The following is a 25,958-nucleotide window of genomic DNA, read 5'->3' on the forward strand; positions in this document are numbered from 1 at the left end:
AGTCATTTCCAGCGATTTGTCATCAGAGATGAGCGCAGGTGCTCTTGCACTGGGCTGCCCGCGCAACAGCATCATGTAACGCCGAATTCATCATTGCGTCATCATGCGCCTTGACAGCATCGATGCCCAGGAGGACGATCACGCACGTCGCTCGATCGACGTAGTTCATCCATGAGCAGCGACATCGATCAGGCGGCAACCCGCAACTGAGACGACCAGGAGGATCAATGACTCCACCTCAGTACCACGTCCGCTGAATGCGACGATATCGCTTCGGATCATCGCATCGCGGCAACTCACGAACGGCACGCCGGGCGACGGCTTAGAGGGCTGCACAGTGAGGCATGGCCCCTTGCCGGCCCGGCGCTGTTCGTGTGCGCGCCTTCACTTGGCCAACAGCGATCACGCTGCTTGCTTCGCAAGCGACGTCGCAAGCTCAAGCGACATCGCTTCTGGAGTTGAACCCAAGCGAGCTAGCGCTTGCGTTGGCGCGACGGGCTAGCGGTCCGCCGCTCCTGTGTGCTGGTCCATGGCTCATGGACTAATAAATCACGGCGCTGAGCGCCGGGGCTGCTGATTGCCGCGACTACTTGCTGTAATCGTAGAAGCCCTTGCCGGTCTTGCGACCGAGCTGGCCTGCGGCCACCATCTCCTTCAGCAGCGGCGCCGGACGATATTTCGGATCGTTGAAGCCGTTGTAGAACACCTCCATCACCGACAGCATCGTGTCGAGGCCGATCAGGTCGGCCAGCGCCAGCGGTCCGATCGGATGATTGCAGCCGAGCTTCATGCCCTCGTCGATGTCTTCAGCCGTCGCGATACCTTCCGAATAGGCGAAGATCGCCTCGTTGATCATCGGGCACAGGATGCGGTTCACGGCAAAGCCGGGGCTGTTCTTGGCAGTGATCGCGACCTTGCCGATCCGCTTGGCGAAGTCGGCCGCAGCCGCATGCGTCGCATCCGAGGTCTGCAGGCCGCGGATCAATTCGAGCAGCGCCATCATCGGCACCGGATTGAAGAAGTGCATGCCGATGAAGCGATCCGGCCGGTCGGTCGCGGTGGCGAGCTTGGTGATCGAGATCGAGGAGGTGTTGGTCGCGATCAGCGCCTCCGGCTTCAGGCTGGCGCAGAGATCCTTCAGGATCTTGAGCTTGAGCTCCTCGTTCTCCGTGGCCGCCTCGATGACGAGATCGCAGCTCGACAGCTTCGTCTTGTCCGTGGTGCCGGTGATGAAGGACAGCGCCTTTTCTTTGTCGGCGGCCGTCAGCTTGTCCTTCTTGACCAGGCGATCGAGGCTCGAGCCCACGGTCGCAATGCCGCGCGCCACGGCCTGCTCCGAAATATCGACCATGACGACCGGCACGCCGGCCGCTGCGCAGACCTGCGCGATGCCGTTGCCCATGGTGCCTGCTCCGATGATGCCCACCGTCTGAATCATTGCCGATACCTCTTTCGTGTCATGCGGATCACACGCCGCTTCGGGTGCTGCTTAACAGGCTATCGCACCGCCCGGTAGGTCCCAAAAGCGGGCCCAGCCGCGGCGCGTCAGGAGGCCGCGAGGCGCGCAGGCTGGCCTTCTCCCACGGCACGGAAGGCGTCGCGGATCGCCGACAGCAGTGTCTGCACGCGTGCGAGATTGACCCTGGTCGTCGGCACCAGCGCCTTGACCCAGAGATCGGGCACCAGGACCTCCGGCAAAACCTCCACCAGCGCCCCACTGCGCAGCCGCGGCGTCATCGCTGTCCGCGACACCACCGCGATGCCGCCGCCGGCGCTCAAGGCTTCGATCAGCAGCGCGTTGTTGTTGGTCACGAGGCGCGGCCGCACCGCGACGGTGGTGAGGCCGCTCTTGCCGTCCAAGGTCCAGACCGGCCCCATCGGCGCAAACACCAGACAGTCGTGATCGGCGAGATCGCGGACGTGACGCGGCTGGCCGCGGCACGCGATGTAGGACGGCGCAGCGCACAGCACGCGCGGAAACGCCAGCAGCGGCTCTTCGACGACGCCGTGAAATGACGTCGGCATCATCGTCAGCACGATGTCGAAGCCCTCCTCGACCGGATTGACCGTGCGGTCGACCATCACCGCTTCGAGCGTGATGCGCGGATATTTGATCTGGAAGCTCGCCAGCAGTCCGCAGAGATCGATCGCCATCGGCGAGCCCGGCGCCTTGATCCGGATCTGGCCCTCGATCTCGTCGGGCGAGCGCTTCACGCCGGCAGCCATCTCGTCATACTCGCGGACGAGGTGCTGCATCGTCTCGAGATAGCGTTCGCCGACCTCCGTGAGCTGCAGGCGCCGCGTGCTCCGGCGCAGCAGCTTGCACTTCAGCGACCATTCGAGCTGGCCCACCCGCTTGGTCACGACCGAGGGCGCCAGACCGAGCCGGCGCGCCGCTTCGGAAAAGCTGCCGCCCCGCGCCGTCGCCACAAAAGCCTTCATGTTCAACAGGCTGTCGCTCATTTCATCCAATCCGGAAAAAATGTCCTTCCAAATTAGCCTATTCTCCCTCGATCCCGAAGCAAATAGCCTGCAGCCGCAAACTGCTTTGGCTGCGGACGCGTCCCCAGGTTGCGTCCTGACGCTGGCCGCTCCGCCCAGACCGGCCGGCCGTCGCCAGAGTGGTTTGCAACAAGCCGTCATTCACGAACGGCAGACAACAGGCCAGGGGAAGGAGCGACCATGAGCGCCACAGCTGTCATTGACGTCAGCGACGTCATCGAGCGCCAGCGCCGCAACGGCGTGGTGCTGCGCGTGATGATCCTCTCCACCATCATGATGTGCCTCGACGGCTACGACCTGCACGCAATGGCCTTTGCCGCCCCGTCCCTCATTCGCAACTGGGGCATCGACAAAACCACGTTGGGCGTGGTGTTCAGCGCAGGCGTGTTCGGCATTCTCGTCGGGGGTCTTGTCTTCGGTTATCTCGGCGACCGCATCGGCCGGCGCCTTGCGATCGTTGCGGCCACGGTGACCTTCGGCGGCTTCAGCCTGCTGACGGTATGGGCCGGCGATCTGAATACGCTGATCACGCTCCGCTTCCTCGCCGGCATCGGGATCGGCGGACTTGCGCCGCTGTGCTTCTCGCTCAATCTCGAATATGTGCCGAGCCGCTATCGCGGCACCGTGGTCTCGATCATCATGCTCGGTTACGTCGCCGGCGGCAGCGCCGGCGGGCTGATCGCAGCCTGGCTGGTGCCGCAGTTCGGCTGGCCGATCGTGTTCTGGATCGGCGGCGTGCTGCCGCTGATCGCGGCGGTCGTCAGCTTCTACGCGCTGCCCGAGTCGATCAAATACCTCGTGGTGCACGGCAAGCAGCCTGACGAGGTGGCGCGCATCGTCAACCACATCGAGCCGGGCCTGGCGGCGACGCCGGCCAGCAGGTTCGTGGTTCACGAAGAGCCGAGCCCGGCCGGGAGCGGCGTGCTGGCGCGTGTGACGGCGCTGTTCGACGGCAAGCTCGCGCTCATCACACCGCTGCTGTGGCTTGCCTACATCGCCAGTTCGATGACGATGTTCTTCCTCAACAGCTGGACGCCGATTCTCGCCGAGGCATCCGGCTATACGCCCGCGCAGGCCGCGTTCGGGCTATCCATGTTCAGCCTCGGCGGCGCCGTCGGCGCGCTGCTCGCCGGCGTCGTGCTCGACCGCTACGGCGTGCTCGCGATCGCTGCCGTGCCGATGATCGCCTGCCCGCTGGTCGCCTCGCTGGGCCTCGCCGGCTTCAGCGATGCCGGCTTCCTCCTCGCCATGATGTGCGTCGGCTTCTTCGTGGTCGGCGGCCATCAGGGCCTGAACAGCGCGGTCGGGCAGTTCTATCCCAGCGCCAACCGCTCGACCGCGGTCGGCTGGGCGCTGTCGGTGGCGAAGATCGGATCGATCGGCGGGCCGCTGATCGCCGGGCTCCTGCTCGCACGCCACCTGCCGGCGTCGAGCCTGTTCCTGCTCGCCGCGCTGCCGCCTCTGGTCATGGCGAGCTGCGTCCTCACGCTCGGGCTGTCGCAGCGCCGGCGGACGGTCGCGGCAGCCGAGCCGGACAAAGTCGATCAGGCCGCGCCGGCCTGATCACAGGCTGCTGGCGACCTCGCTCACATCATGACGGAGCCGACGATGAGACTGCCTTATGCGGGCGCGATCGATTGCGATCTCCACGTCCCCTCACCGACCATTCCTCAGCTGCTGCCCTATCTCGACGACTACTGGCGCGACCAGATCGTCAACCGCGCCCTCGACCGCATGCCGTTCGCGATGATGAGCTATCCGCCCAATGCGCCGATCAGCATGCGCGACGACTGGCGCGCTTCCCCCGCCGCGACAGCGCTGGAGACGGTCCGGGCCCAGGCGCTCGACACCTTCGGACTCCGCTTCGCCATCGCCAACGTCATCCATGGCTGCGTCGCGCTCCACAATGACGACATGGCGGCGGCGCTGTGCCGCGCGGTCAACGACTGGCTGCGCGTCGAATGGCTCGACCGCGAGCCGCGGCTGCGCGGCTCGATCCTGATCCATCCGCAAGACATTGCCCAGGCCGTGGAAGAGGTCGAGCGCCTCGCTCCCGATGGACGCTTCGTGCAGGTCCTGATGCTGGCGATGGGCGAGCGGCCGCTCGGTCGCCGTGAGTATTTCCCGATCTACGCGGCCGCGGAGCGCCATGGGCTCGTCGTCGCGGTGCATGCCGGCAGCACCTATCGCTATGCGCCGACCATCGTCGGCTGGCCCTGCTATCAGTTCGAGGACTATGTTGCGCAGGCGCAGGCGTTCGAGAACCAGACGGTGAGCCTGATCGCCGAGGGCGTGTTCCAGCGCTTCCCCGGCCTCAAATTCGTCTTCATGGAATCCGGCGTCAGCTGGTTGCCGGTGACGATGTGGCGCACCGACAAGACCTGGCGCGGTGCGAGGCCGGAGACGCCCTGGGTCGACCGCTGGCCATCCGACATCATCCGCGAGCACATCCGCCTGACGACGCAGCCCTTCGATGCGCCGGATGCGGCAGCCGTGGCGCAGACCATTGAGCGCATCGGCTCGGACGACGGGCTGCTGTTCGCCACCGACTATCCGCACTGGCAGTTCGACGGCGACGACGTGCTGCCGGATGGGCTGTCGGCCGCCACCTTGAGGAAGCTGCTGATCGACAATGCGATGGCGACCTATCCGCGCCTGGCGCAACAGGCGCTCGGCGACGCTGCCACGATCGAGGAGACGATCCGATGAACGCACCGTTCCAGGAAGTGCAAGCACGCCAGACGCTCGCCGTGGTCGATTGCGATATTCATCCGGCCCACCGCACACCGGGCGAGCTCCTGCCCTATCTGGCGCCGCGCTGGCGGGAGCATTACCAGACCTACGGCGTGCATGTGCGGCAGGCGCTGTCGAGCACCCTGATGTATCCGCGGATGATGGCCGCCGGCATGCGCGCGGATGCGCTGCCGGCCAGCGGCCCGGCCGGCTCCGATCTCGACATGCTGCGCCAGCAGCATCTCGATCCCGTCAATGTCGAGTTCGGCCTCCTGATGGCGCTCAGCAAGGGCGGCATGGAGGAGCGCAACCCGGAATTCGCGGCCGCGATGTCGCGCGCCACCAATGAGTGGCAGATCGACCATTGGGTGCGGCAGGAGCCGCGGCTGCGCGCCGGCATCGTGGTGCCGCAGGAATTCCCCGAGGCCGCCGTGGCCGAGATCGAGCGTTGCGCCGGCGATCGCCGCTACGTCCAGATCATGCTGTCGTCGCGTCCGTCGGATCCGCTCGGACATCCGCGCTACTGGCCGATCTACGCGGCCGCCGAGCGTGCCGGCCTGCCGATCGGCCTGCATCCGGTCGGCTACAATGGCGGGCATCCGTCGACGGGCTCGGGCTGGCCGACCTATTACCTGCAGGAGCACTATGTGTTCGTCGCCTGCATGGAGGCACTCGCCGCGAGCTTCATCCTCGGCGGCGTGTTCGAGCGCTTCCCCGGCCTCAAGGTGGTGCTCGTCGAGGGCGGCTTTGCCTGGGCGCCGGCGCTGGCCTGGCGCATGGACAAGCATTTCGACAAGTTCCGCAAGGAGGTGCCGCACCTCAGGCAGCGGCCGTCCGACTATCTGCGCCAGCACGTCTGGTGGACGACGCAGCCAATCGAGGAGCCCGAGCACGCCCGGCATCTGGTCGAGATCATCGACTGGATCGGCTGGGACCGCCTGCTCTACTCGTCGGACTATCCGCATTGGGACTACGACAATCCAAGCTTCTCCTTCAAATTCCCGATGACCGAGGCCCAGCGCCGCCAGATCTTCAGGGACAATGCGATGGCATTGTATCGTCTGTCATGAGCCGCCACGTCGTCTGTTCCGCGGATGAGCTGCCGCCGGGAGCGCGCCGCACCGCCTTCGTCGACGGCCGCGAGATCGCGCTCTTCAATGTCGGCGGCCAGTTGCATGCGCTGCTGAACCGCTGTCCCCATGGCGGCGCGCGGATCTGCAACGGTGTCATCACCGGCATTGCGACGTCATCGGGCCCCGGCGACTATCGCCTCGAGCGCGATGGCGAGTTCCTGCGTTGCCCCTGGCACGGCTGGGAGTTCGAACTCGCCACCGGACAGTCCTGGTGCGACCCGCGCACCACGCGGCTGCGCAACTACGAGGTCAGGCGCGAATCCGGCGGGAACCTGGTGAAGGGCCCGTACGTCGCCGAACGCTTCCCGGTGGTGGTCGAGAACGACTACATCATCGTCGAACTCTGACGCTCGGGTTCAAACGAGGAACGGATACGAATCCCTCTCGTTGGTGCTGGGTCGGCGGCGAGGTCCGCCGGAGCAGCAGCGCGGGAGGCGATCGGCATGAACGGCGGAGCAGCAACATTCTGGGGATGGGGTCTTGCCATCGTCATCCTCGGCCTCATTCTCGCTTATGCCGCGCCCCGGTCGGGACGGCTACGGCCGGGCGAGCGCGCAAGGCTCGACGAGAATACGCGCGCCTCGATCAATGCGCACGACCAGGCTGAGCGGGCCAGCGGCGCCGGATCGCGCGTTCCGGGCATGCAGAGCAACACCCCTTATGCGCTGCTGATCCCGATCGTGGTCGTGGCGGCCGCCATTGCGCTGATGTTCTGGTCCTTCGCCGGCGACAAAGGACCGCGCCAGGACGCGCAGTCGAGCAGCGAGCAGACCACGGGCAACGCGGCACCGAAGCCGGCCGCACCGATGGCAACTACCCCGACTGCACCGGCCAACGATACGGCGAGCGACAGCGCGCGCGGCTCTGGACCGTTGAACAAGAGCCGTTGAGACCCTTCGCAGCCCTCGTCAGCGACGCATGCGACAGCAGACGGCCTTTCCGACGGCCGCTGCCATCCACATCAGGAGACCCTCGTGACGTCAGTCGAAACCGACCGCCCGCCGCTCGAGCCCACAGCGCGAATCGCGCGCCATCCGATCCATCCGATGCTGGTGCCATTCCCGATCGTCTGCTTCATCGGCGCGCTCGTCACCGACATCGCCTATTGGCGCACGGCTGAGATCATGTGGGCAGACATGTCGGCTTGGCTGCTGCTCGTCGGCTTGATCATGGGCATCCTGGCCGGCATCGCCGGCTTGATCGATTTTCTCGGCAACCGCCTGATCCGCGTACAGGGACCGGCTTGGCCGCACATGATCGGCAATTTGATCGCGCTGGTACTGGCCTTTTTCAACAACATGGTGCACGCGCGCGACGCCTGGACGTCGGTGGTCCCCACCGGTCTCATCCTGTCGCTGGTCACCGTGCTGATCCTGCCGATCACCGGCTGGCTCGGCTGGTCGCTCGTCTATCGGCATCGCGTGGGAGTCGCTCGATGAGAACCTCGCGCACCATAGCATGGACGGCGCTGCTCCTCGGCGCATCGGCACTCGCCCTCACGGGCTGCAACGAAGGCGGCGATCCCAAGGCGGAGGTCGGTCCGAACGTCAAACTGCCATCCCTCACCCAATACCTGCTGCCGCCGATGAATGTGGCGACCGTGGTCGGCTGGAAGCAAGGCGAAACGCCGAAGGTTGCGCCGGGCCTGAAGATCGAGGCGCTGGCCACCGGGCTGCAGCATCCGCGTTCGCTCTACACGTTGCCCAATGGCGACGTGCTGGTGGTGGAGTCCAAGGCGCCGCCTCCGCCGCCCCCCAAGCGGCCGAAGGACATCGTCATGGCGTTCGTCGAATCCTGGGCGACGTCGGGCGGCAGCACCGGACCGAGCAACCGCGTCACCCTGCTGCACGATGCCAATGGCGACGGCGTGCCGGAGCAGAAGAGCGTCTTCATCGATCACATGAACTCCCCCTTCGGCGTGGCGCTCGTCGGCAACGATCTCTACATCGCCAACACCGACGCGATCGTCCGCTATCCGTACACGCCGGGCGAAACGCAGATGAAGGATGCCGGCACCACGCTCACGGCGCTGCCCGGCGGTCCGATCGATCACCATTGGACCAAGAGCTTGACCGCCAGCCCGGACGGGCGGCTGCTCTATGTCGGCGTCGGCTCCAACAGCAACATCACCGAGAACGGCATCGAGGCCGAGAAGAACCGCGCCGCGATCCTGGAGGTGGACCGCACGACCGGTCGATGGCGGGTGTTCGCGAGCGGCCTGCGCAATCCGAACGGCTTGACCTTCGAGCCGCAGAGCGGCGCGTTGTGGACGGTCGTGAACGAGCGCGACGAGATCGGCCCGGATCTCGTCCCCGACTACATGACCTCGGTGAAGGATGGCGCCTTCTATGGCTGGCCCTACAGCTATTACGGCCAGCATGTCGACCCGCGCGTGCAGCCGCAACGGCCAGATCTGGTCGAGAAGGCGATCGCGCCAGACTATGCGCTGAGCTCCCACGTCGCGCCGCTCGGCATGACGTTCTACACCGCCAATGCCCTGCCTCAGGCGTATCGCGGCGGCGCATTTGTCGGGGAGCACGGCAGTTGGAATCGGACGCCGCTGAACGGCTACAAGGTGGTGTACGTGCCCTTCTCCGGCGGCAAGCCGAACGGCGCAGCGCAAGACGTCGTCACCGGCTTCCTCAACGATCAGAACGAGGCGCGTGGTCGGCCCGTCGGATTGGCCGTCGACAAGACCGGCGCGCTTCTCATCGCCGACGACGTCGGCAACACGGTCTGGCGCGTCACCGCGTCCGGCGGCTGAGCCCGCTTTCAGCAGCAGTGATGGAGGATGGAATGGGACTGGCACAATATGCAGTCATTGCGGTCGGCGATCACTGGAGCGTGCTGCATGATGGCAATGCGCAAGGCGACTACGCGACCCGGGAAGCAGCGTTCGAATCGGCCGCAGCGGCGGCCACGCTGGCGCTCAAGCAAGGACACGAGGTGCATCTCAGCGTTCCCGGCAACGACCCGGAGCGGTCGAACAACTAATCAGTTTCATGCGCGCGTTCCGTTCGCCTCGCCTTCCAGAACGTGATCTGCACGCTAACGTGGGTTAGCGACATCACGGCGCTGATGTCGCAAGCTCCTGCCGAGAGGAACAGGAGTTTCCCATGACGCAAAAGAGAAACCGGCGCAAACAAACCGTCTCGTTTGCCGATCGCTTGCAGCAGGCTGCCCTGGCCGCGCGCAATGCAGCGCAGCTGCTGCCCGCAGGGCCGGAACGTGAAATGATGTTGAAGAAGGCGCTCCAGGCTGAAACGGCCGCTCACATCAACGAACTCCTGAGCGCCCCCATCATGCAGGCCGCGGAACGCTAGAGATCGGCGTCGTGTCGAGATTGCTTATCCGTCGGCGGCGCCGGATTCGACCCGGCGAGGAACCAGCAGGAGATCCAGCGCTTCTCATCGAGACAGTCGTGATCGCGACGAGGCAGGTGGATGGCTCGAGTCGTCGTCGGAACCTCAGGGTGGCACTATGACTCCTGGCGCGGTCCCTTCTTTCCGCCCGGCCTGCTGATCAGGCATCAACTGCCTTATTACGCCAGCCAATTCGAGACGACCGAATTGAATGGCGTATTCTACCGGACGCCGACCGAAGCGGCTGTGCGCAGCTGGCACGACCAGACCGGCCCCGATTTCGTCTTCGCCTGGAAGGCGTCGAAATTCATCACCCATTGGAAACGTCTCTCCGATCGCTCGGTCAACAGCCTCGAGCTGATGGAAAGCCGCCTGAAGCTGCTCGGCGACAAGGCAGGGCCTGTGCTGTTTCAACTACCGCCGCAGCTCGAGGCAGACAGCGAGCGGCTGGAATCATTTCTCCGGCTGCTGCCCCGACACCGGCGCTACAGCTTCGAATTCCGCCATCCGAGCTGGTATGCCCCGTCAATCATGCGGCTGCTGAAAGAGGCCAACATCTCGCTGTGCCTGTCGGACCATCACGACGCGCCTGCTCCCTGGCGACGCACGGCGGACTTCGTCTACGTGCGGGGCCATGGCCCGGGAGGCTGCTACAAGGACAATTATCCCGCCGCGACGCTCGAGGCGTGGGCCAAGCGCATCCGCACGTGGTCGACACATGGCATCGAGGTGTTCGTGTACTTCGACAACGACCAGAAGAGCGCAGCGCCCGCCGACGCTTTCAGGTTTCGCGCTCTCCTTTCCTCGCCGCGCAGCCCTGCACGGGGCCCCTCGCGCAAAGCCGCAACGGAACCTCGCGACCAGCTCTCCGTTTAGTCCTCAACCATTGAGGAGAGGACCAATCATGAAACGTACGATCATCGCCGTCAGCTGCCTGCTGATCGCGGGCCCCGTGCTCGCGCAATCGGTCGGCGAGAAGACCGGCGTCAATTCGGCGCTGGGGATCACGCCGAGCACCGAGGATTTCGTCAAGCAGGTCGCCATCAGCGACATGTTCGAATTGCAGTCGAACCAGCTCGGCGAGCAGAAGGGCAACGCGCAGGAGAAGAGCTTCGCCACGCAGATGGTCAAGGACCACACCAAGACGTCGAGCGAGCTGAAGAGCATGGTCGAGAGCGGCAAGGTCAAGGTGCAGCTGCCGACGGCGCTCGACAGCGCGCATCAGAGCAAGCTGGACAAGCTGAAGGGCGCCCAGGGCAAGGATTTCAGCTCCGATTTCGACGATATGCAGGTGAGCGCCCACAAGGATGCGGTGTCGCTGTTCGAGCGCTACGCGAAGGGCGGAGACAATCCCGAGCTGAAGGCGTGGGCCGGCAAGACGCTGCCGGCGCTGCAGCATCATTTGGAGATGGCGCAGAACCTGGAGAAGGGCAAGTAACGTCCCTGAGCGGCTTGTCTATCAACGCAGAGCGCCGGACCCACGCGGTCCGGCGCTCCTTCCATATCGAGCGCCGATCGATCGTCAGGCAACGCGGACCGAGCCGAGGAAGCGCGTCACTTCGCGCTTGAGGCGGCTGCTTTCGCCGGCGAGCGACTTGGCTGCGTTCAGCACTTGCGCCGACGCCTGGCCGGTCGCGCTGGCGCCGCGCTGCACGTCGGTGATGTTGGACGAGACCTGCTGCGTGCCATGCGCAGCCTGCTGAATGCTGCGCGAGATCTCCTGCGTCGCGGCGCCCTGCTCTTCCACCGCCGACGCAATCGTCGAGGCGATCTCCGACATCTTCTCGATCGTCTCGCCGATTTCCCTGATCGCGTTCACCGACTCCTGCGTCGCCGACTGGATGCCGTTGATCTGCTGGCTGATCTCGTCGGTGGCCTTGGCGGTCTGCTCGGCAAGCGCCTTCACCTCCGAAGCCACGACGGCAAAGCCGCGCCCGGCTTCACCGGCACGGGCCGCTTCGATCGTCGCATTGAGCGCCAGAAGGTTGGTCTGCCCCGCGATCGAGTTGATCAGCTCGACAACGTCGCCGATGCGACCCGCTGCTTTGGCGAGCTCGCCGACGCGGTCGTTGGTGCGCTGCGCCTGCTGCACGGCTTCATTGGCGACGCGGGCGGAGTCCTGCACCTGCCGGCTGATCTCGCTCACCGAGGATGACATCTCCTCCGTGGCTGATGCCACTGAATGCACGTTAGTCGACGCTTCCTCCGAAGCAGACGCCACGGTGGTGGCCAAACGCTCCGACTGCTCCGCCGTCGAGGTGAGCGTCCCCGCCGAGCTCTCCAGCGCGGTGGAGGCCGACGATACGACCTCAACGATCTCGCTGATGACAGCCTCGAACTCGCGGGTGATCGCGTCGACGCGCTGTCCGCGCTGGATTTTCGCCTCGGCCTCGGACGCGGCCGCACGATCGGCGGCCTTCTTCGCCAGCAGCGCGTCCTTGAACACCTGCAGCGAGCCGGCGAGCGTTCCGATCTCGTCCTGGCGGTCGCTCGCGGGAATGCTGACGTCGTCACGGCCGGCCGCGAGCTCGCCCACGACGCCGGTGAGGGCCGCGAGCGGCGCGATCACGCGACGGCGCAGCATGAAGGTGACGACGCCGAGCATGCCGAGCAGCGCCAGAACGGCCGCGCTGCCGAGCAGCAGCATCAGGCGCGCCTCGTCCCGCTCCGCTTCGGCGCGTTCACGCGCCTCCGCCAACGCCTTGTCGCGGACCGACAAGAACTTCAGGATCGGCGGGACCGCGAGATTGCCGAGCTCCTCGGGCGTCAGTGAGTAGTTGCCGTTGCTGCGTGAGGCGGCGACCTCCTTCTCGATCAGCGCTGCGGTCTTGCTGAAATAGCCATCGACGGCCTCGTTCATGACCTGGACGACGCTTGGAGGATTACCGATCTGATCGATGCTGGATTCGATCCGCTCGCGGTTGGCCTCGACGCGACCCTGGGCGCGATCCATGGCGGAGATCTCGGCCGCGGTCAGCGGACGCTTCGATCCGAGCACCGGCGACAGCATGGCGGCGCGTCCGCCTGCGGTCAGCCTGAGGTCCTGCGCGGTGCGCGCGATGATGAGCAGCGGCGTCAGCGAGGAATCGGCGGCTGCCACGCGGCTTTCCAGCCGGTTCAACAGCGGCTCCATGATCTTCAACGTCTCGGAGATGCCAGGAAGGACGCTTCTGGTCGCGCCCTGGTCGCGTGAACTCAACGGCACCTGGACGGCGCGATCCACCATCGCTCGGACGTCGCCGAGTTTCGCCATCGCCTTGGTCAAGCCATCGGTGATCGCCTGGCTGTCGGAGATCGATTCCACCGTGCTGCGCGCTTTCGCAAATGCCGCATCAGCTTGCTGACCAGCCTTGGCCATCGCCTCCAACTGCGCAGGGCTTGCAGGCGCCTCCTGGAACAGCGTCGTGGCGTAGGACGTCCTGAACCCGGCGACGGCCTGTCCGGTGAGCAGCACCGCCCCGAACGCATCGACGGACCTGATCGCCTCCGTCTTGCTTGCATAGGAACGATATTGCGTGACGACGATCTCGCCTCCCAAGACGCAGGCGAGGCCCGCCACTGAGAGCATAGAGACCGCAAAGAGCTGACCGACCCGCATGATACGTTTCCAACTGATTGATTTTCGCCAACTTAGGAAGCGGAGCCTAAGAGGGTCTTAATCTTTTCGGATTCGGTTTGACAGAAATGCCGCGCAAGGCTGAATCCCGTAGTTTCACGGGTGTCATTTGCACGCGTAGTTGGAGCTCTGTCGCCTCTGCTGAACACGCGGCTCTGTCTGGCTTGCGCATCATCCGCAGGCGCAAAGACTCATTTGGTTATCCAAGAACAACCTTCTTGCGCGATCCCGCATAAAAGGGCGAGCGCGTTGGTTCCTGCGCGGCGAAGAAAATTGCGCTGATTGATGAGGTAATATGCTAACATAAGTTATTGTGGGCGCACCACATGGAACCCCTATAAGCGAACTCGGGGGAACCGTTCCTTGAGTCATCTGGTTCGAAAGCTTGAGAATTTCGTCCGCCTCTCTGCGGCGGATCGGCTGATGCTGAACCGCGCTGCTGCGCAGCGTGTGAGGACGTTTGCGCCGCGCACGGACGTTGCGCGGGAAGGCGAAAAGCCCAAGGATGTCCACCTGATCTTGAACGGCTGGGCCTGCCGCTACAAGCAGCTCGAGGACGGCCGCCGCCAGATCGTCTCGTTCTTCCTGCCTGGTGACATCTGCGATCTCAACATCTTCATCCTGCGCGAGATGGACCATTCGATCGGCACCATCACGCCGGTCTCCATCGCCGACCTGCCGCGCGAGTTCTTCGATGAGATCAGCGCCGGCTACCCGCGCATCGCCACCGCGTTCTGGTGGGAGACGCTGGTGAACGCCGCCATCCAGCGCGAATGGACGATGAATCTCGGACAGCGCACCGCCTCCGAACGGATGGCGCACCTGTTGTGCGAGTTGTATTTCCGGTTGCGTCTCGCCGGGCTCGCCGACGAAAACAGCTGCAGCTTCCCCCTGACGCAAGCCGATCTCGCCGAGGCGACGGGGCTGTCGAAGGTTCACGTCAATCGCACCCTCCAGGAGTTGCGCGCCAGCAATCTGATCGTGCTCAAGGGCAAGATGCTGGTGCTCCCGGATCTCGAGCGGCTGATGGGTGCCGGACTGTTCAACGCCAATTACTTGCATTTGGACCGCGAAGGTCGTCAGCTTGACGCGAATGAGTGAGACGTTCCTCCCAGAGCCCGCGGATTGAGCTGGACTGCCGGGCGGTGACGTTCTGCCGGGGACACGGCGATGGCCGAGCAGCGTGTGCGTGACGACGAGCCTTTCGAGCAGGAGATCGCGCTCCGCCTCGGGCTGATGCCCAACCTGTTCCGGCTGGCGCCGTCGGCCCCGCAGACGACCCGCCAGCTGTGGCAGTTTGCGAAATGTTCCTATCTGGACGCGTCGCTGCCGGCCCTGTTCAAGGAGCGGCTCGCCGTCCATCTGTCGCGCATCAACGCCTCGTCCTACTGCCTCGCCCGGCACGTCGGTTTCCTGGTCGGACTGGGGAGACCCGGCGGCGATTCGGAGTGCCGCCCGGAGACGGTCGATCAGGCGCTGGCGCTGCTCTCGCGGCCGCCTGCAGATTCGGCGCGGATCTCGGCGGCGCTTTGCCGCCTGGAGGCGATCGGCGAGCCCATCGATATTCCCGATCCGCGCAGCGACACCGAGGCCGACCTGTTCGATACGGCGGGAGCGGTGTTTCTGCAGAGCGCGGTGGCCGGCCGCGCCGGCCGCGCGATCTGCAACGCCTTCGGCGTCGCCCGTTTCGAACTGCTGACGTCTTTCATGGCCTATCTGCGGATGGCGCAGTTCTGGGCCGATGCGCATCCCGAGCTCGCGATCGATCCGGATGTGCTGGCCCTGGCACAGTCCCATCCCGAGCTCGCTGCTCACCTCGGCTGCGGTGAGCAGCGTCAAGCATCTCCACCCGCAAACCCGGCCTTGAACGGCAACGGTTCGAGCGCGCATCCGCTGCATCGCCTGCTGGAAATCGATACGGTCGGCGTATTGTTCTTCAATCACGCTGAGGGGACGCTGGTCGATGCCAACGATGCCTTCCTCGCGATGACGGGCTATTCCCGCGAGGAGGTGGAAAGCCGTCAGCTGACCTGGCAGAGCATGACGCCGCCCGAATGGGTCGACAGCTCCGCATCCCAGATCGAGCAATTGCAGCGCACCGGCCGGATCGGTCCTTATGAGAAGGAATATTTCCGCAAGGACGGCGAGCGCACCTGGATGATGTTCGCCGGCCGCGATCTCGGCGACGGCACGCTGGTCGAGCTCGCGATGAACATCGACGACCACAAGCGCACCGAGGCCGCGCTGCGCGACAGCGAGGCGCGCTTTCGCCAGTTCGGCGAAGCCTCTTCCGACGTGGTCTGGATTCGCGATGCAAAGACGATGCAGTGGGAATATCTGAGCCCTGCGTTCGAGCCGATCTATGGCGTGCCCCGCACCGCCGTGATCCAGGGGGATCACATCACCCCCTGGACCGATCTGATGCTTCCCGAGGACCGGCCGCGCGTCGTCGAGGGCCTCGAGCGCGCCAGAGGCGGCGAACGCGACAGCTTCGATTTCCGTATCATCAGGCAGACCGACGGCGCCGTCCGATGGCTGCGCATCCGGAGCTTCCCGATGGTCGATGCCGTCGGTCAGGTCCAGAGAATCGGCGGCATCACCCAGGACATCACGGCGCTCGTCTCGGCCGCCGAGCACCAGAAATTTCTGTTGGCCGAGCTGCAGCATCGCGTGCGTAACATGCTCGGGGTGATCCGCTCGATCATCAGGCGCACCGGCGACAGCAGCGACAGCGTCGAGGATTTCGCCGGTCATCTCGAGGGCCGCATCTCCGCGCTGTCGCGCATCCAGGCCGTCGTCACCCGTGATCCGCTCGCCGGCTTCGATCTCGCCGAGCTGATTGCCGATGAGTTGCGCGCCGGCGCCGCGCGCGAGGATCGCCAGGTCTCGCTGTCAGGTCCTGCCGTCCGGATCAAGCCCAAGGCGGCCGAGAGCATCGGGCTTGCGATGCACGAGCTCGCGACAAACGCGCTGAAATACGGCGCGCTGACGGTGCCGCGCGGCTTCATCAGCATCGCGTGGCGTCTCGACGAGCACGATGGGCGCCGCTGGCTCGTCATCGACTGGGCCGAGACCGGCATGTCGGGCCGCGAGCTGGCGTTCAACAAACACGGCTTTGGAACCGTGCTGCTGGAGCAGATGCTGCCCTATGATGTCGGCGCACGCGTCGTCAGGCGTTTCGAGCCGAGCGGCCTGAATTGCGAGATCTGGCTGCCGGCCGACGACATCCTCACGCGCTGACGCGACGGCAGGAATGGCCGAGGCGGCCATGCGCTGTCGGCGTAGCCTTCGCCATCCATTCGGAGTATGCTCGGGCCACACGGCCTGAGGAGCGGCCGTCGAATGCGGACGACCTGCCATGCATCTGGCTTCGCCATGCGTTTGCCTTGGTTTGGCCTGATATGGCAGGGAGTGCGGGAGCACACGAGGAATCAGCTGAGCGTCGAGGCGGCGGAGCGATGATGGGACGTTCCGAGGCCTCCGGCTCAGACCAAGATCAACACCATGCACATGCAGGCGCATGCGCATGTGGGACAACCGGTATCCAGGTTCTGTTCTGAAGCGGCCTTCGGGCCGAGCGTCGCGTGACGTCGTCATCAGCAGACGATCTCACCAGGCGTTGCTACCCGCGAGACGTTTGTACGACGCGTAGGCGTAGAACGTTGCGTTGGTCGGAGACATCGGGACGGAGCCGAGCGCCGCCGGCAGGCGGACGACAACGGAGGACGGAGCGTCAATGCTTGCAACGACGACGACGAAAGAAGCCGATCAGCAGCCTCACGCGGTGATCGACCCCGATATCGTGCTGGCAGCGCGCGCCGACCGGCACGGCGTCGAACCCGAGCGGCGCAGCGCACAGCGTCCGCCGGAGGTCCCCTCGCCCAAGATCGATCCCAGGATCGATCCAAAGATCGATGCCGAGTTCCGGACCCAGGGTGCCAGCGGCGTTCCTGACACCGAGGGACGCACCACCATCGGCACCTGGATTCTCCGCACCGTCCTGGCCGTGCTGTTCGCGGTCGGCAGCGCCGTCGCCGCAGCCGCCTGGCAGAGCTATGGCGACCAGGCGCAGGAGGTGATCGCGCACTGGATGCCGCGGATCTCGCTGGTGTCGAGTGCGGACAAGGATTCGACCACCCAACCGACCTCGGCGGCCGCGCAGGAGACCGCCGCGGCAGCGCCCACGCACGCCACGGAGCCGGCGACGGGAGCGATCAGCGCCAATGCTTCGCAGGAGCAGGCCCAATTGCTGCAATCCATGGCGCAGGATCTCGCCGCCCTGAACCAGCAGATCGGCGAGCTGAAAGCGAGCCTCGCCCAACTCAAGTCAGGCCAGGAGCAGATGGCGCGGGAGATGACCCGCGTGGCAGAAGCCAAGGCGAGCGAGCGCACCGCCGAGGCGCGGCCGTTCGACCCGCGCGCCATCGAGCAGACCATCCGGCCTCGCCCGGCACCCCGTCCGGCGACTGCCGCCGTGGCGCCCGGGCAGCCTGCTGCTGCCGTGGCTCACCGGCCGCGGCCGCCCCAGCCGTCCGCAGGCAGCATGGTTCCCCCGCCTCCGGCTCCGATGGCGCTGCCATCCGCACCGGCGCAGGCGGCGGCCGATCCGGACCAGCCGGTGGTGCGTCCGCCGATGCCGGTGCGCTGACGCACACCGTCGTTGGCTCGCGCGCTGAGGCCAGCCGCGGCACGGTTGCCTGCGCGTCGTGATGCACTTGTCGGGCTGCAGCGATCCGGCTAAGGAACTGCGCCTGAAAGCGCCGATGCGAGGGGTTCATGAGCCTGACCGATCCGACCAGCCTGTCCGCAGCAGACCTCGCCGACCGCATCGCGATCCTGCGCGACAACATCCGCCAGATCACCGAGCAGGCCGCCTCGCAGTCCGGCGCGGCCGACGAGGAGCGCAACGCCGACCGCCTCGCCCAGCAGAGCGAGGAGCTGGACGCGCTGCTCAAGGAGCAGGAGCGCCGGCTGAGCAAGTAGCTCGGCCGCCACTTTCGGCGCGATCAATTCGCGCGTGTTGCACTGCCCTCCTTGTTGATCGCGCTGCGACCAGACGCTAGCCTTCCCGAAAACAACCGGGAGGTGCCCTTAAGTGATGCGTTTGAAGTCGACGATCGCGGCCGTGCTGACGGCCGCTGCTGCCGTGGCTCCGGCCAGCGCCGAGCCGCGCCATGTGTATACGTCCATGGTGCTCGAGGCCTTTGCCACCAAGGTCGAATGTCCCGGGATCGACGTGGTCTATCAGGACCTCGTCAAGAAGGCCCAGGACATGCAGATGCCCGACGGCACCACGGAGAAGGTACGCCAGGCGATCGCCTATATGCACACCGGCGGCAAGATGGGCCAGAAGCAGGACGATGATCTGATGGCCGAGGTGGCGGTCGCCACACAGGCGATCGACATGGATCAGCGCCGCCTCGGCATGAGCAACTGGTGCGAGGAGCACAAGAAGACCCTCGCGGGCTTCATCCGCCCGAAGAACTGAGCAGGCTCGCGGACGCGCCGACGGGCGGCATTGTCCGCGGCGCGTCTGCATCCTGTTGAGACGTCGCGGCAAGCTTGGCCCGCCCGGGATGACCGTTACCGCGCAGACCAGGAACCCGGACCGGCGCCGATGCTTGGCACTGTTTCATCGCGGCCCTCCGGAGCAACGCCATGCGCAACGAAACCGCCTTCCTGTTCGACCTCGACGGCACGCTGGTCGACAGCGTCTATCAGCATGTGCTGGCGTGGAAGACCGCGCTCGACGCCGAGAACATCGAGCTGTCGGTCTGGCGCATCCATCGCAAGATCGGCATGAGCGGCGGCCTGTTCACCAACCAGCTGCTGCGCGAGACCGGCTTCGCGATGGAGCCGGACCGAATCGAGCGGCTCCGGCGCGCCCACGCCGCCGCCTATCAGGGCCTTGGACGGCAGGTCCGCCCCCTGCCCGGCGCCCGCGAACTGCTCGCCTTCCTGACCGATGCCGGCATTCCCTGGGCGATTGCGACATCAGGCCGGATGGAAACCGCGGCTGTCAATCTCGCCGCGCTCGGCGTCGATCCGAAGCAGAGCGCGGTCGTCACCCGCGACGAAGTCCGCTACGCCAAGCCCGATCCCGACCTGTTTCTTGCCGCGGCCGCGCGCCTGGATGCGCCGATCGAGCGCGCCGTCGTCGTCGGCGACAGCATCTGGGACATGCTGGCGGCGACGCGCTGCCGGGCGCTCGGCGTCGGCCTGCTCAGCGGCGGCTACGGCTCGGAAGAGCTGCGCCAGTCCGGCGCCATTCGCGTCTATGAGGATCCAGCCGATCTGCTCGACCATATCGACGAGGTCGGCGGGCGGCGCTAAAGCATGATCCGGAAAAGTGCGCAGCGGTTTTCCGAATAGATCATGCGCAAACAACAACCTAAAGCGCGATGATGATTCATCCTGATCTCATCGCGCTTTAGCTCTGCGGGCCGGACAACGAGATGTCGCGCTCGGCGCGGAAGACGTTGGCGTAGAGATTGGCGATCCACTGCCGCCCGGTCGAGGTCATGTTGAGATAGCGGATCTCGGTCTGGATGTGCGGAGCGACGCTGTTCCAATAGAACTGCGGATAGCGATTGACGATATCGGCCGGCGACTCGTAGCCGAGCTGCCGGTTGATGCCGACCTCCTCGAACTCGTGATACAGCGCATTGGCCTTGCGGATGTAGTTGGGATCGCCGAGCTGACCGATCAGATCGGCGGCCCGCACGATCGACTGCTCCTCGTCGAACTGCTGGCCCGCAAGCGGCGGAAAGCGCGTACCCTCGATGGCGCGCGCGATGCGATCCTTGTCGAGCGGCGCCATGCCCTCGATGCGGTTGATGACGTACAGCTTGGAGCGGTCGACGTGATACGGCATCAGGCTGGCATCGGAGGAGCCGCGCGGCAGGCAGATCTTGCGGCCGCCGCGATCGATCACGAAGCCGTCGCTGTCGTCCTCCTTGAACAGGCCCCTGACATAGCCGATGTCGTGCAGCAGGCAGGCCATGATCACATGGACGTAGTCTTCCGCCGTCATGTGACTATGCAGCGCACGCCCGCGCAGGATCTCATGTCCGGCCAGCGTGACCAGCAGCGTATGCTCGACATTGTGATACAGCGCATCGCTGTTGCCGATGCATTCGAGCGCAATGCGCGCCGCGGCCGGAAGCATCTCCGACAGCTGCGTGTGGGAGGATCCGAACCGCCGGCGCATATACGAGCTGAGAAACCGCTCCAACGCCGCTGCCGCGAGCTCCGGTAAGGTCATCATCGCTGCTGCCCCGCCTCAAGACAGCTGAAAACACAACTCTAAAAGACACAACGCGGCAAAACACAAATCACGAAAACGCTTCTCGCGAAGGGCACCGCGCAGCAGGACAGGGCCGATGTCCGGCGAACGACGTCGATCTTCACGGCAGATGCGGCCGCCTTCCGACAGCATAGCGCAGGTTGCAGGGGGCGGCCACACCCGGATGACGACGCCCGGGAAATTGCGGACGCAGCACGACTTTGGGTTGTCACGGCTGCGTCCGAGGCGTTCTAGCGTCCCCGCACCGGCAGCGGCGGGCGCGGCGGCCGGGCCTCGCGGCGGTCCGACGGCCGGCGCGCGCTCGACTTGCGTACAGGCGCTGCTGCGGACGTGTCGACGGACTGCAGATAGCTGCTGAGCGCCGACGCGGAGTCGGCGCTGCTCGTGTAGTGCTTCTGCAGGAACAGATAGAGCGTGAGCCGGAAGCGGCCCTTGGCGAGGCCGCGAGCGGACCGGTGGCACGTGGCACAACTGTCGGCGAACAGCCGCGCACCCGATTTCCCCGCATCGAGATTCTCGGCCCGGGCGCTGCTGACAATGATGAGCAGCAGCACCAGAACCGGCAGCGTCAGGAAAGGCATCGCCAAGACGCCCCGGCGCGTAACGGCGCCTGCCCCGTTGCGACGCTCACGCGACATCGGCGCGCGGAGTCTCCTCGACAGCGACGCCGAGTGCGTCGAGATCGATCAGCGCCGGATCATCCGGCTGCGGCTCGGTCTGCTGCGGCCCGCTGCCATGGACATGCATCAGGGTCTGCACCCGTCGCGCATTGAGATAGTCGACGTGCTGATGCGCCAGCGCGAGCGGCAGCAGCGCCTTCGGCAGCGCCGTCATGGTGAAGGCGGCCACGCGCTTCACCTCCTCGCCCTCACGCCAGGTCAATGGGCTCAGCGTGTAGATCATCTGGCGGTCGGTCTCCGGTGCGAGCAGCTGCCTCACATCCGGAGGCGCCAACAAGGCGACGTTGATATTGCCCGCGCGCGTGCGTGTCGCCGCTGCGCGCAGCTCCCAGCAGATCAGCTCCGCGGCAGAGAGTACCTCGCGCCTGATATCATCGACATCGGCTGCAAAGCGGCTGGCTTCGCTCAGCGCCGCACGGCCGCGCGCGACGGCATCGACGAGTGAGGCCGCACCGATCTCGAAGCGCGGAACCGCCTGCTCGATGGCTGAGGCGACCGCTTCGATCTCATTGGCCGCGCGGTCGCGGTCGCGCTGCGCCACGGCGTCGGCAAAGGCGCGCTCCGCCAGGACGATCTGCTCGTCGCATTCGGCGACGGAGGCGCGCAGCGCCTTGGCCTTCTGCTCCACGGCCTGCATCTTCGCTTCGGCGCGGTCGAGCTGGCCATTGGTGGCGCCGGCCTTGGCGAGCCGCTCGGCGGCGACGCGCTTCTCCTCCAGCGCAAGCTCGGCCACGCGCAAGCGCTCCGCGAGCTTCTGCCGGGCGGCCTGTTTGTCCTTCAGCGCGCGCTCGAAGATTTCGACCGGGCTCAGCTCGCGCTTGAAAAAGACCATGGCAATCATCCCTGGACGGCGGTCGCGCCGACGACGGTGGTCAACGGCGAATCCGCTGCCGAATCATTGCCTGAATCTTGCGGGCAAATTGGGTCGGAAACCAGGATGAGAATGCGGCCGCGCCCTCTTGACGGGCCCGCGCCCACGCCACAGGCCGCACCGCAGAGTCGGCCGCCTCGACGTCATCCGATCGTAATTTCCGTGAAAAAGAAACCCGGCATCAACTCTGATGCGGTCCGCGCATCAGCTTCATCGCGTCCGCGATATGGCGCCATTCACGGGCCTCTTCGGATTCGCCGTCACTCTCGCATGACAAGGCCTTCTGTGAAGCCTGGGCGATGGCGGCGGGCCCATGCATCTCGAGCATCTGCCGGGCGACCGCATGAATCTGGGTCTCGGACATCATGCGTGGTGCTCCTATCGCACTTGACTGCGGTCTTAACCACACGACGTCTCACGAGTTCCAAAAACCGCACTCCGCGTGATTGCGGTCACGGGCGATGCGGTTCCAAAAGGCCACACTGCGCCCGTAATTTACCTTACGTGGTCATTCGCAATATCGCAGCACGCGTTGCGCTGTTACTGGTGGATGAGATTCGGGGTGGCTGAGGAGTGCGACATGACGCAGGTCTTCTTTCATTGCTCCAACGAGGATGAGATCCTGATCGACCGCCGCGGAACCGCGGTGCTCGATCTGGCGGAAGCCCGCGATCACGCGACGCGCGTGATGCACGAGCTGATCTCGGCTGAGAGCGAGGAGGACTGGCGCGACTGGGTCCTTCACGTCGCCGACGATCTCGACGAGGAGATCTTCGCCATGCCGTTCACGTCCGTTCTCGGTCCGATGCATTAGAGGCGACGTCCGGATGTTCTTCGCTGGTACCCGTCGCCTGGCTACGTTGCGTGATCGCTGGAAAAGCTTCTTTGCGCTGGTCAGTGATCCCTATCGCCCCGAGCGCTACTACATGCGCGGCCCTGGCCCGAAATGGCGCGCCAAATACGGCCACCACAGAGTGACGCAGAGCTGACGCTCACGATCCCCTCAGCAACACGTGCCAAGCCGGCGCACGGCGCAGCCCCTCGACCGCATTCTTCTCGCCACATTTATCCTTCATTTCGGCGGCGGTAAGACGGAGGGGACATCGCATGACCAGAATTCTGGCCACAACGGCGCTCGCACTCACACTCGCGACATCGGCCGTGATGACATCGGCGCGGGCCGACGAGCACCGCGGCGGTGATGCTGCGCTCGGCGCGCTGTCGGGAGCTGTCGTGTTCGGTCCCGTGGGGGCCGTTGCCGGCGCCGTGGTCGGCTACACCGCCGGCCCGTCGATTGCGCGCTCCTGGGGCTTCCGCCGGTCGCGCACAGCGCGATCGCAGCAAGTCCGCCGTCCGGTCCGCGACAGCCAGGCCTTGATGACCGACCCGCAGCAGCCGCCGCAAGCGGCCGCGCCGCGCGCTCCGCAGGCACAGCCGAAGACCATCGCGGCAGCGCCTCCGCCGGGGCCGCAGGGACCGGTCGCGCCGCCGGTGCAGACGCTCGAATAGGAGCGCCGCCGCGCGGCTCAGTAGCCGCGCGCGCGGTCGACGACATTCAACAGAGTCTCGCCGCGCAGGAGTCGTCTGGCGTTCTCGGCGACCTGCTGCGCGATCGTCTCCCAGGATGCGATCGCCGCCATATGCGGCGTCACCAGAACACCCGGCTCGCGCCACAACGGATGATCCGATGGCAGCGGCTCCTGCTCGAACACGTCGAGCACGGCGCCGCGCAGATGCCGGCTCCGAAGCAGCGCGACGAGATCATCCATCACGACGTGCTCGCCGCGACTGCACAGGATCAGCGCCGCGCCCTTGGGCAGGCGACTCAGCCGCGCCGCATCGAGCAGCCCGACCGTCGAGGACGTCAGCGGCAGCAGCGAGACCAGAATGTCGGTCTCGCTCAGGAAGGGGTCCAGGGCGTCAGTGCCGCTGAACGTTCTCACGCCGGCGAGCTGCTTCGGCGACCGCGACCAGCCGCTCACGGCGAAGCCGAGATCGACCAGACGACGCGCGGCGTCGGTGCCGAGCTCGCCGAGACCAAGAATGCCGACTCGGGTGTCCTTCGCCGCGCGCTGATCATAGCGTTGCCAGCGGCCGTCCCGCGCATTGCTGATGACGCGGTCGAAGTCGCGATGGATATACAGCGTGCCCCACAACACGAACTCGGTCATCGCCGCGGTGATGCCGGGATCGACGATCCGGCACAGCGGCACATCGGGCACGGTGGGATCTGACAGGATGTTGTCGACCCCGGCCGCGATTGAATGAATGAGCTTCAGCTTCGGCATCGCCGCCAGCGCCCCAGGCTCCGGCTTCCAGCACACCGCAAGCTCGGCGTCACGCGCTGCAGCCTCCGACCATGACGCGACGGTCACGCCCGGCAGCTCGCGCGCAAGCAGCGATTTCATTGGGTCCATCAGCCCGGGACGGCTGAGAAGCGCAACACTGATCATGCTTTGCGCAGCCCGCACCATTGCGCGACGAACATCGCGATCGACAGCGTGGTCTTGCGCACGCTATCGAGATCGACGCGCTCGTCGAACGCATGCGGTCCGATTCCGTAGGGCCCGTAGCACAGCGCGGGGATGCCGTAGTCGACGGAATAGTAGCGGGTGTCGTTGACGGCGGTGGAGAGCCGCACGTCGAGCGGCTGCTCGAACACGCGCGCATGCACTTCGGCGAGCGCGGCTTCGGCCGCGCTGCCGGGCTCGCACACCGCGGGATCGGCCTGGAAGCCGCTCCACACCAGCTCGACCGGATTCTCCGACAGGAAGCTGTCGGCCGCCTGCGCCTTGGCGAGGCACTGTTCGATGCCGGCCATCGCCTCCGCCGGCGTCTCGCCGGGCAGCACGCCGAGCCGGCAATCGAGATCGCACCACGCCGGCGTCGAGCTTGCCCAGTCGCCGCCCTTGATGATGCCGACGTTGAACTTGATTGGATTCTTCACGCCCGAGAACCACGCATTCGAGGTGGCGCGCGCGTTGATCTCGTTGGTGTGCTCCTGGAACGCGCGGATCAAATGCATTGCCGACAGGATCGCATTGGTGCCGGTCTCGGCATAGGCGACGTGCACCGGCGTGCCGCGCACGCGCAGACGGAACCAGATCGCGCCGACCTGGGCGCGCGTGAGCGTGTGTCCGGTCGGCTCGGGGATGAGGCATGCGTCAGCCGTGTAGCCGCGCATCAGGGTGGAGAGCGCGCCGTTGCCGGTGCTCTCCTCCTCGGTCACCGTCTCCAGGTGAACGCGTCCGTCCGGCACGAAGCCGGCGGCCTTGATCGCGTCGAGTGCGAAGATCATCGCGGACACGCCGGACTTCATGTCCTGCGCGCCGCGGCCGATCATCCAGCCGTCGCGCACGATCGCTTCGTAAGGCGCATCGCCCCACAGGTCAGTCGGCCCTTCCGGCACCACGTCGATGTGCCCCTGCAGGATCAGGCTGCGCCCCTTGCCCTCGCCGTCGAGCGTCGCCACCACCTGCCTGGAGCCGTCGAGCGCGATATTGTCCATCGGCGCCGCTTTGGGATGCTTCATCAGGTCGACATCGGCGAGGCTGAAGCGATCGACCTTGTAGCCGCGCGCCTCGAATTCCTTCGCCAGCCAGTCCTGCACCGGCGCTTCCTCGCCGCGCAGGCTGCGGAATTGCACGAGCTGCTGCAGGAAGGCGACCTGCTGCTTGAAGTTGGCATCCACAGCGGCGGCGAGCCGCTCCATCACATCGTTCGGCACAGCCGCCGCAGTTTCAGTCACGCAAAGC

The 25,958-nt window shown here is 65.7% G+C and carries 29 protein-coding genes; 20 read left to right on the forward strand and 9 right to left on the reverse strand.

The window, feature by feature from the left end; genetic code table 11:
* Positions 1-586: 586 nt before the first annotated feature.
* Entirely contained in the window at positions 587-1,438 is an 852-nt protein-coding gene (locus BRAD285_RS17320; protein ID WP_006611764.1) for a 3-hydroxybutyryl-CoA dehydrogenase, read from the reverse strand.
* 107 nt (positions 1,439-1,545) lie between these two features.
* Entirely contained in the window at positions 1,546-2,463 is a 918-nt protein-coding gene (locus BRAD285_RS17325) for a LysR family transcriptional regulator (RefSeq protein WP_006611763.1), read from the reverse strand.
* Between the two features lie 219 nt (positions 2,464-2,682).
* Here BRAD285_RS17325 and BRAD285_RS17330 point away from each other — a divergent pair, with 219 nt between their 5' ends.
* The 11 genes from BRAD285_RS17330 to BRAD285_RS17380 all read left to right on the forward strand — a co-directional run bounded on the left by BRAD285_RS17330 (position 2,683) and on the right by BRAD285_RS17380 (position 11,168).
* Positions 2,683-4,065 carry an MFS transporter gene (locus BRAD285_RS17330; RefSeq protein ID WP_006611762.1) on the forward strand — a complete coding sequence of 461 codons (1,383 nt, stop codon included), beginning with the start codon at positions 2,683-2,685 and terminating at the stop codon, positions 4,063-4,065.
* A gap of 45 nt (positions 4,066-4,110) precedes the next feature.
* On the forward strand, positions 4,111-5,211 hold the full coding sequence (locus BRAD285_RS17335; protein WP_006611761.1) for an amidohydrolase family protein: 1,101 nt from the start codon (positions 4,111-4,113) through the stop codon (positions 5,209-5,211).
* On the forward strand, positions 5,208-6,305 hold the full coding sequence (locus BRAD285_RS17340) for an amidohydrolase family protein (RefSeq protein ID WP_006611760.1): 1,098 nt from the start codon (positions 5,208-5,210) through the stop codon (positions 6,303-6,305). The genes BRAD285_RS17335 and BRAD285_RS17340 overlap by 4 nt, the downstream gene beginning before the upstream one ends.
* Positions 6,302-6,715 carry a Rieske (2Fe-2S) protein gene (locus BRAD285_RS17345; protein ID WP_006611759.1) on the forward strand — a complete coding sequence of 138 codons (414 nt, stop codon included), beginning with the start codon at positions 6,302-6,304 and terminating at the stop codon, positions 6,713-6,715. Before BRAD285_RS17340 ends, BRAD285_RS17345 begins: the two co-directional genes overlap by 4 nt.
* 96 nt (positions 6,716-6,811) lie before the next feature.
* Positions 6,812-7,258: a hypothetical protein gene (locus tag BRAD285_RS17350; protein ID WP_006611758.1), complete on the forward strand. Its 447-nt coding sequence runs from the start codon at positions 6,812-6,814 to the stop codon at positions 7,256-7,258.
* Between the two features lie 84 nt (positions 7,259-7,342).
* Positions 7,343-7,807: a DUF2231 domain-containing protein gene (locus BRAD285_RS17355; RefSeq protein ID WP_006611757.1), complete on the forward strand. Its 465-nt coding sequence runs from the start codon at positions 7,343-7,345 to the stop codon at positions 7,805-7,807.
* The gene (locus BRAD285_RS17360; protein WP_006611756.1) at positions 7,804-9,132 is read left to right on the forward strand and encodes a sorbosone dehydrogenase family protein; all 1,329 of its coding nucleotides are present in this window, start codon (positions 7,804-7,806) and stop codon (positions 9,130-9,132) included. Before BRAD285_RS17355 ends, BRAD285_RS17360 begins: the two co-directional genes overlap by 4 nt.
* A gap of 32 nt (positions 9,133-9,164) precedes the next feature.
* Positions 9,165-9,362, forward strand: coding sequence for a hypothetical protein (locus BRAD285_RS17365; protein WP_006611755.1), 198 nt, complete (start codon positions 9,165-9,167; stop codon positions 9,360-9,362).
* Between the two features lie 122 nt (positions 9,363-9,484).
* Positions 9,485-9,691 carry a hypothetical protein gene (locus BRAD285_RS17370; protein WP_006611754.1) on the forward strand — a complete coding sequence of 69 codons (207 nt, stop codon included), beginning with the start codon at positions 9,485-9,487 and terminating at the stop codon, positions 9,689-9,691.
* A gap of 120 nt (positions 9,692-9,811) precedes the next feature.
* Positions 9,812-10,606: a DUF72 domain-containing protein gene (locus BRAD285_RS17375; RefSeq protein ID WP_006611753.1), complete on the forward strand. Its 795-nt coding sequence runs from the start codon at positions 9,812-9,814 to the stop codon at positions 10,604-10,606.
* A 28-nt stretch (positions 10,607-10,634) separates the two neighbouring features.
* Positions 10,635-11,168, forward strand: coding sequence for a DUF4142 domain-containing protein (locus BRAD285_RS17380; protein ID WP_006611752.1), 534 nt, complete (start codon positions 10,635-10,637; stop codon positions 11,166-11,168).
* 84 nt (positions 11,169-11,252) lie between these two features.
* Here the strand turns inward: BRAD285_RS17380 and BRAD285_RS17385 are convergent, their stop codons facing one another.
* Positions 11,253-13,328 (reverse strand): methyl-accepting chemotaxis protein, encoded by a 2,076-nt coding sequence (locus BRAD285_RS17385; protein ID WP_006611751.1) that lies wholly within the window; start codon positions 13,326-13,328, stop codon positions 11,253-11,255.
* Positions 13,329-13,769: 441 nt separating this feature from the next.
* Here BRAD285_RS17385 and BRAD285_RS17390 point away from each other — a divergent pair, with 441 nt between their 5' ends.
* From BRAD285_RS17390 to BRAD285_RS17415, 6 genes are all read left to right on the forward strand, one after another.
* Positions 13,770-14,447 carry a Crp/Fnr family transcriptional regulator gene (locus BRAD285_RS17390; RefSeq protein ID WP_006611750.1) on the forward strand — a complete coding sequence of 226 codons (678 nt, stop codon included), beginning with the start codon at positions 13,770-13,772 and terminating at the stop codon, positions 14,445-14,447.
* A 69-nt stretch (positions 14,448-14,516) separates the two neighbouring features.
* Positions 14,517-16,586: a sensor histidine kinase gene (locus tag BRAD285_RS17395; RefSeq protein ID WP_006611749.1), complete on the forward strand. Its 2,070-nt coding sequence runs from the start codon at positions 14,517-14,519 to the stop codon at positions 16,584-16,586.
* Positions 16,587-17,082: 496 nt separating this feature from the next.
* Complete coding sequence (locus BRAD285_RS17400) at positions 17,083-17,994, forward strand: hypothetical protein (protein ID WP_006611748.1); 912 nt, start codon at positions 17,083-17,085, stop codon at positions 17,992-17,994.
* Between the two features lie 128 nt (positions 17,995-18,122).
* Entirely contained in the window at positions 18,123-18,329 is a 207-nt protein-coding gene (locus tag BRAD285_RS17405; protein WP_006611747.1) for a hypothetical protein, read from the forward strand.
* 115 nt (positions 18,330-18,444) lie between these two features.
* On the forward strand, positions 18,445-18,834 hold the full coding sequence (locus BRAD285_RS17410; protein ID WP_035646226.1) for a hypothetical protein: 390 nt from the start codon (positions 18,445-18,447) through the stop codon (positions 18,832-18,834).
* Positions 18,835-19,004: 170 nt separating this feature from the next.
* On the forward strand, positions 19,005-19,679 hold the full coding sequence (locus tag BRAD285_RS17415; RefSeq protein WP_087877656.1) for an HAD family hydrolase: 675 nt from the start codon (positions 19,005-19,007) through the stop codon (positions 19,677-19,679).
* A 97-nt stretch (positions 19,680-19,776) separates the two neighbouring features.
* Here BRAD285_RS17415 and BRAD285_RS17420 read toward each other — a convergent pair whose 3' ends face one another.
* The 4 genes from BRAD285_RS17420 to BRAD285_RS17435 all read right to left on the reverse strand — a co-directional run bounded on the left by BRAD285_RS17420 (position 19,777) and on the right by BRAD285_RS17435 (position 22,567).
* Entirely contained in the window at positions 19,777-20,613 is an 837-nt protein-coding gene (locus BRAD285_RS17420; RefSeq protein WP_035647580.1) for an HD domain-containing protein, read from the reverse strand.
* Positions 20,614-20,882: 269 nt separating this feature from the next.
* Positions 20,883-21,233 (reverse strand): cytochrome c, encoded by a 351-nt coding sequence (locus BRAD285_RS17425; protein ID WP_035647597.1) that lies wholly within the window; start codon positions 21,231-21,233, stop codon positions 20,883-20,885.
* A 46-nt stretch (positions 21,234-21,279) separates the two neighbouring features.
* The gene (locus BRAD285_RS17430; protein ID WP_006613523.1) at positions 21,280-22,164 is read right to left on the reverse strand and encodes a hypothetical protein; all 885 of its coding nucleotides are present in this window, start codon (positions 22,162-22,164) and stop codon (positions 21,280-21,282) included.
* Between the two features lie 220 nt (positions 22,165-22,384).
* Positions 22,385-22,567 (reverse strand): hypothetical protein, encoded by a 183-nt coding sequence (locus tag BRAD285_RS17435; RefSeq protein ID WP_006613522.1) that lies wholly within the window; start codon positions 22,565-22,567, stop codon positions 22,385-22,387.
* Positions 22,568-22,783: 216 nt separating this feature from the next.
* On the opposite strand from BRAD285_RS17435, the gene BRAD285_RS17440 reads away from it, so the two are divergent.
* The 3 genes from BRAD285_RS17440 (at position 22,784) to BRAD285_RS17445 (ending at position 23,712) form a co-directional block, all read left to right on the forward strand.
* Entirely contained in the window at positions 22,784-23,017 is a 234-nt protein-coding gene (locus BRAD285_RS17440; RefSeq protein WP_006613521.1) for a hypothetical protein, read from the forward strand.
* 13 nt (positions 23,018-23,030) lie between these two features.
* A complete protein-coding gene (locus tag BRAD285_RS35805) occupies positions 23,031-23,192 on the forward strand; it encodes a hypothetical protein (protein WP_172889785.1) in 162 nt (53 codons plus the stop codon).
* 118 nt (positions 23,193-23,310) lie between these two features.
* Complete coding sequence (locus BRAD285_RS17445; protein WP_006613520.1) at positions 23,311-23,712, forward strand: hypothetical protein; 402 nt, start codon at positions 23,311-23,313, stop codon at positions 23,710-23,712.
* A 17-nt stretch (positions 23,713-23,729) separates the two neighbouring features.
* Here the strand turns inward: BRAD285_RS17445 and BRAD285_RS17450 are convergent, their stop codons facing one another.
* Together BRAD285_RS17450 and BRAD285_RS17455 are read right to left on the reverse strand one after the other, a co-directional pair.
* A complete protein-coding gene (locus tag BRAD285_RS17450) occupies positions 23,730-24,656 on the reverse strand; it encodes a glyoxylate/hydroxypyruvate reductase A (protein ID WP_035647594.1) in 927 nt (308 codons plus the stop codon).
* Complete coding sequence (locus tag BRAD285_RS17455) at positions 24,653-25,951, reverse strand: ArgE/DapE family deacylase (RefSeq protein WP_006613518.1); 1,299 nt, start codon at positions 25,949-25,951, stop codon at positions 24,653-24,655. Before BRAD285_RS17455 ends, BRAD285_RS17450 begins: the two co-directional genes overlap by 4 nt.
* Positions 25,952-25,958: the final 7 nt, after the last annotated feature.

The organism is Bradyrhizobium sp. ORS 285 (genome assembly GCF_900176205.1).
In the GTDB taxonomy this organism is placed as follows: domain Bacteria; phylum Pseudomonadota; class Alphaproteobacteria; order Rhizobiales; family Xanthobacteraceae; genus Bradyrhizobium.

Bases quoted from the DNA above. Each gene is read 5' to 3' on its own strand.
- BRAD285_RS17345 (WP_006611759.1), top strand. From the start codon at position 6,302: ATGAGCCGCCACGTCGTCTGTTCCGCGGATGAGCTGCCGCCGGGAGCG.
- BRAD285_RS17425 (WP_035647597.1), bottom strand. From the start codon at position 21,233: ATGCCTTTCCTGACGCTGCCGGTTCTGGTGCTGCTGCTCATCATTGTC.
- BRAD285_RS17405 (WP_006611747.1), top strand. From the start codon at position 18,123: ATGAGCCTGACCGATCCGACCAGCCTGTCCGCAGCAGACCTCGCCGAC.
- BRAD285_RS17360 (WP_006611756.1), top strand. From the start codon at position 7,804: ATGAGAACCTCGCGCACCATAGCATGGACGGCGCTGCTCCTCGGCGCA.
- BRAD285_RS17385 (WP_006611751.1), bottom strand. From the start codon at position 13,328: ATGCGGGTCGGTCAGCTCTTTGCGGTCTCTATGCTCTCAGTGGCGGGC.
- BRAD285_RS17395 (WP_006611749.1), top strand. From the start codon at position 14,517: ATGGCCGAGCAGCGTGTGCGTGACGACGAGCCTTTCGAGCAGGAGATC.
- BRAD285_RS17340 (WP_006611760.1), top strand. From the start codon at position 5,208: ATGAACGCACCGTTCCAGGAAGTGCAAGCACGCCAGACGCTCGCCGTG.
- BRAD285_RS17350 (WP_006611758.1), top strand. From the start codon at position 6,812: ATGAACGGCGGAGCAGCAACATTCTGGGGATGGGGTCTTGCCATCGTC.
- BRAD285_RS17440 (WP_006613521.1), top strand. From the start codon at position 22,784: ATGACGCAGGTCTTCTTTCATTGCTCCAACGAGGATGAGATCCTGATC.
- BRAD285_RS17325 (WP_006611763.1), bottom strand. From the start codon at position 2,463: ATGAGCGACAGCCTGTTGAACATGAAGGCTTTTGTGGCGACGGCGCGG.
- BRAD285_RS17420 (WP_035647580.1), bottom strand. From the start codon at position 20,613: ATGATGACCTTACCGGAGCTCGCGGCAGCGGCGTTGGAGCGGTTTCTC.
- BRAD285_RS17435 (WP_006613522.1), bottom strand. From the start codon at position 22,567: ATGTCCGAGACCCAGATTCATGCGGTCGCCCGGCAGATGCTCGAGATG.
- BRAD285_RS17320 (WP_006611764.1), bottom strand. From the start codon at position 1,438: ATGATTCAGACGGTGGGCATCATCGGAGCAGGCACCATGGGCAACGGC.
- BRAD285_RS17335 (WP_006611761.1), top strand. From the start codon at position 4,111: ATGAGACTGCCTTATGCGGGCGCGATCGATTGCGATCTCCACGTCCCC.
- BRAD285_RS17415 (WP_087877656.1), top strand. From the start codon at position 19,005: ATGCGCAACGAAACCGCCTTCCTGTTCGACCTCGACGGCACGCTGGTC.
- BRAD285_RS17445 (WP_006613520.1), top strand. From the start codon at position 23,311: ATGACCAGAATTCTGGCCACAACGGCGCTCGCACTCACACTCGCGACA.
- BRAD285_RS17370 (WP_006611754.1), top strand. From the start codon at position 9,485: ATGACGCAAAAGAGAAACCGGCGCAAACAAACCGTCTCGTTTGCCGAT.
- BRAD285_RS17375 (WP_006611753.1), top strand. From the start codon at position 9,812: ATGGCTCGAGTCGTCGTCGGAACCTCAGGGTGGCACTATGACTCCTGG.
- BRAD285_RS17450 (WP_035647594.1), bottom strand. From the start codon at position 24,656: ATGATCAGTGTTGCGCTTCTCAGCCGTCCCGGGCTGATGGACCCAATG.
- BRAD285_RS17330 (WP_006611762.1), top strand. From the start codon at position 2,683: ATGAGCGCCACAGCTGTCATTGACGTCAGCGACGTCATCGAGCGCCAG.
- BRAD285_RS17410 (WP_035646226.1), top strand. From the start codon at position 18,445: ATGCGTTTGAAGTCGACGATCGCGGCCGTGCTGACGGCCGCTGCTGCC.
- BRAD285_RS35805 (WP_172889785.1), top strand. From the start codon at position 23,031: ATGTTCTTCGCTGGTACCCGTCGCCTGGCTACGTTGCGTGATCGCTGG.
- BRAD285_RS17380 (WP_006611752.1), top strand. From the start codon at position 10,635: ATGAAACGTACGATCATCGCCGTCAGCTGCCTGCTGATCGCGGGCCCC.
- BRAD285_RS17430 (WP_006613523.1), bottom strand. From the start codon at position 22,164: ATGGTCTTTTTCAAGCGCGAGCTGAGCCCGGTCGAAATCTTCGAGCGC.
- BRAD285_RS17390 (WP_006611750.1), top strand. From the start codon at position 13,770: ATGCTGAACCGCGCTGCTGCGCAGCGTGTGAGGACGTTTGCGCCGCGC.
- BRAD285_RS17365 (WP_006611755.1), top strand. From the start codon at position 9,165: ATGGGACTGGCACAATATGCAGTCATTGCGGTCGGCGATCACTGGAGC.
- BRAD285_RS17400 (WP_006611748.1), top strand. From the start codon at position 17,083: ATGCTTGCAACGACGACGACGAAAGAAGCCGATCAGCAGCCTCACGCG.